Source organism: Mycobacterium sp. (assembly GCF_049683935.1).
Taxonomy (GTDB): Bacteria; Actinomycetota; Actinomycetes; order Mycobacteriales; family Mycobacteriaceae; genus Mycobacterium.
In genome coordinates, this window is record NZ_JBAUJR010000280.1 from 1 (window position 1) to 3,180 (window position 3,180).

At 65.7% G+C, this 3,180-nt stretch carries 2 protein-coding genes and 1 pseudogene; 1 reads left to right on the forward strand and 2 read right to left on the reverse strand.

The window, feature by feature from the left end; all coding sequences use genetic code 11:
* Positions 1-30 precede the first annotated feature (30 nt).
* Positions 31-624: an SDR family NAD(P)-dependent oxidoreductase gene (locus tag WA965_RS16325; RefSeq protein WP_526447803.1), complete on the forward strand. Its 594-nt coding sequence runs from the start codon at positions 31-33 to the stop codon at positions 622-624.
* Here the strand turns inward: WA965_RS16325 and WA965_RS16330 are convergent.
* Entirely contained in the window at positions 621-2,450 is a 1,830-nt protein-coding gene (locus tag WA965_RS16330; protein ID WP_526300296.1) for a phosphoenolpyruvate carboxykinase (GTP), read from the reverse strand. The two genes, WA965_RS16325 and WA965_RS16330, sit on opposite strands and share 4 nt — an antisense overlap.
* 196 nt (positions 2,451-2,646) lie before the next feature.
* Positions 2,647-3,180: pseudogene (locus tag WA965_RS16335) on the reverse strand (hypothetical protein); the annotation flags it as partial.

A 3,180-nucleotide genomic window follows, 5' to 3' on the forward strand; every position in this document is an offset into this window, starting at 1 on the left:
GACCTGACAGACCGGATCGATATCGGTTTGGTGGTACTCGCTGCCGGATTCGGCACAACGGGATCTGTCCTGGAGACATCTCTGACGGACGAAGTCCAGTTGATCGCTGTCAACGTCACCGCCGTCGTGAGGCTTTCGCACATCTTCGCCCGCCGCCTCGCGGCGCGGGGCAGCGGTGGTCTGGTGCTGTTCGGGTCGATCGTCGGCTGGCAAGGCGTCCCGGGACAAGCCAACTACGCGGCGTCCAAGGCATATGTACAGAGCTTGGCCGAGGGGCTCCACGACGAGTTGGCCCCCTCCGGTGTCGATGTCCTTGCCGTGGCGCCCGGTCCCGTCGATTCCGGGTTTCGGCGCCCGGGCGGGCCTCACGATGACCTCGGCGACCAAACCCGACGTCGTCGCCGCCGCCACCCTGGCCGCACTGGGCCGCCGCACCGTGATTCCCGGGGCACGGAGCAAGTTCCTCACCGTCGCGTTGACCCCACTGCCCCGCCGGGTACGCAGCCTCATTCTCGGCAGGGTGATCGCCGGAATGCGTACTCCACCGTCACGAGCGCGCGCAAAATGAACGCTGTGGACGGCGCGTCGGCGTGCAGACACGCTCGCTCGACGAGAAGGGACTAGCCCTGTTCGGCGAGCCGGTGCTTCAACGCGTCGAACTCGTCCTTGATACCGGTCGGCAGCTTCTCTCCGACGAACTCGAACCACTCTTCGATCAGCGGCAGCTCGGCACGCCACTCGTCGACGTTGACCTTCAGCGCCGCATCAACATCAGCAGCGTCGACGTCCAGGCCGGACAGGTCGAGATCCTCGGCAGTGGGCACGATGCCGATCGGCGTGGTCTTGCCGCCGGCCTTCTGCTCCACCCGCTCGATGATCCACTTCATCACCCGGCTGTTCTCGCCGAATCCGGGCCACAGGAACTGGCCACCCTCACCGCGGCGGAACCAGTTCACGAAGAACACCTTCGGCAGCTTCGACTCGTCGGAGTTCTTGCCGATGTCGATCCAGTGCTGCATGTAGTCGCCCACGTTGTAGCCCATGAACGGCAGCATCGCCATCGGGTCGCGGCGCACGGTGCCGACCTTGCCCTCGGCGGCCGCGGTGGTCTCGGAGCCGAGCGTTGCGCCGATGAACACCCCGTGCTGCCAGTCGTTGGCTTGAGTGACCAGCGGAACCGTGGTCTTGCGCCGGCCGCCGAACAGAATGGCCGAGATGGGCACACCCTGCGGGTCGTCCCACTCGGGAGCCAGTGTCGGGCACTGCGACATCGGGGTGCAGTAACGCGAGTTCGGATGCGCCGCCTTGGATTCCGTCTCCCGGAGGTTCCAGTCGTTGCCCTTCCAGTCGATCAGGTGGTCGGGTTCGCCTTCCAGACCCTCCCACCACACGCCACCGTCGTCGGTCTTGGCCACGTTGGTGAAGACGGTGTTGCCTGCGGCGATGGTCTTCATGGCGTTGGGGTTCGACGACCAGTTGGTGCCGGGAGCAACACCGAAGAAGCCGAACTCGGGGTTGGTGGCGTAGAGCCTGCCGTCCTTGCCGAACCGCATCCAGGCGATGTCGTCGCCGACGGTCTCGGCGCGCCAGCCCGGAATGGTGGGCTGGAGCATCGCGAGGTTGGTCTTGCCGCACGCGGACGGGAAGGCCGCCGCCACGAAGTAGGCCTTGTCCTCCGGCGAGATCAGCTTGAGGATCAGCATGTGCTCGGCGAGCCAGCCCTCGTCGTGGGCCATGGCCGAGGCGATCCGCAGCGAGTAGCACTTCTTGCCCAGCAGCGCGTTGCCGCCGTAACCCGATCCGTAGCTCCAGATCTCGCGGGTCTCGGGGAAGTGGGTGATGTATTTCGTATCGTTGCACGGCCACGGCACGTCGGCCTGGCCGTCTTCCAGCGGCGCGCCCAGCGAGTGCAGTGCCTTGACGAAGAAGCCGTCGTCGCCGATCTTGTCGAGGGCCGCCTGGCCCATGCGTGTCATGGTGCGCATCGAGACCACGACGTACGCCGAGTCGGTGAGCTCCACGCCCAGCTTCGGATCCTCAGAATCCAGCGGACCCATACAGAACGGCACGACGTACAGGGTGCGACCACGCATGGAGCCGCGGTACAGATCCTTCATCAGGGACCGCATCTCTGCGGGGTCCATCCAGTTGTTGGTGGGGCCCGCATCGATCTCCTTCTCGGAGCAGATGTAGGTCCGTGACTCCACACGTGCCACGTCGGAAGGATCCGAGAGCGCGAGGTAGGAATTCGGCTGTTTCTCTTCGTTGAGCTTCTCGAAGGTGCCGGCCTCGACAAGGAGGGCAGCAAGACGCTCGAACTCCTCCTCGGAACCGTCGGCGAACACCACGCGGTCCGGTTGGGTGAGTTCGGCGACCTCGCGAATCCACGCGAGCAACCCCTCGTGTGTCGTCGGTGCGGAATCGAGTCCCGGAATGGTCGCTGCGGTCATGCTGTGAGTCTCCTGCATCTTCTGCGCGAGGTGTCTGCCAGGACGCAGGCTCCCCGAAATCCGACCGAAGGCTCGAACTGAAAGCAGCCGCGCCCGTCCCTGTCCACTGAGGTTAACGTGGGGAACATACCCGCGGAAATGCAGGAGTATGTCCGATCACTCACAGGAACGATTCAGATGGGCGTCACCGTGGGATCTACCGACCGGTAACAAACGATTCCGTCGAATTCACCGTTTCAATGGCGGCGCGGCAGGCGTCCAGCGCCCGTTCCAAGCCGGGTCGGCTCCGCTCCCGGGCGGCTTCGGCGCGAGCCACGGCGCGCGCATGTTCGCCCAGTTCGGCATCGATCTCGGCGAGATGCCTGCCGGCCTCCGCCCGCTGGTCTTCGCTTCGCGTCATCGACTCCGACGCCAGCGACGCCTCGGCAGCGAGCAGCCCGGCGGCCACCTTCTCCTCGACCGAAGATCGGACGCCGGCAGTCACCTCGTGGACCCAGCGTTCCAGCAACGCGCGGTCGTGGAGCAGACCACGCGCTCTGACCACCCACACCGTGAGCGCCACACCGACGAGTCCGCCGGCGACCGACCCTGCGGCAGTCAGCTCCGGCGCGACGCCGACAAACAGTCGGGAGATCACCAGCGCGACCCCCAGACCGAACCCGCCGCCGAGCACCGTCATCAACTGCGTTTCCAGGTGCCGCGATTTGAGGGGCGGTGCGGTGACTGCCAC

Excerpts from the sequence above, each read along its gene's own strand:
- WA965_RS16330 (WP_526300296.1), bottom strand. The coding sequence starts at position 2,450 with ATGACCGCAGCGACCATTCCGGGACTCGATTCCGCACCGACGACACAC.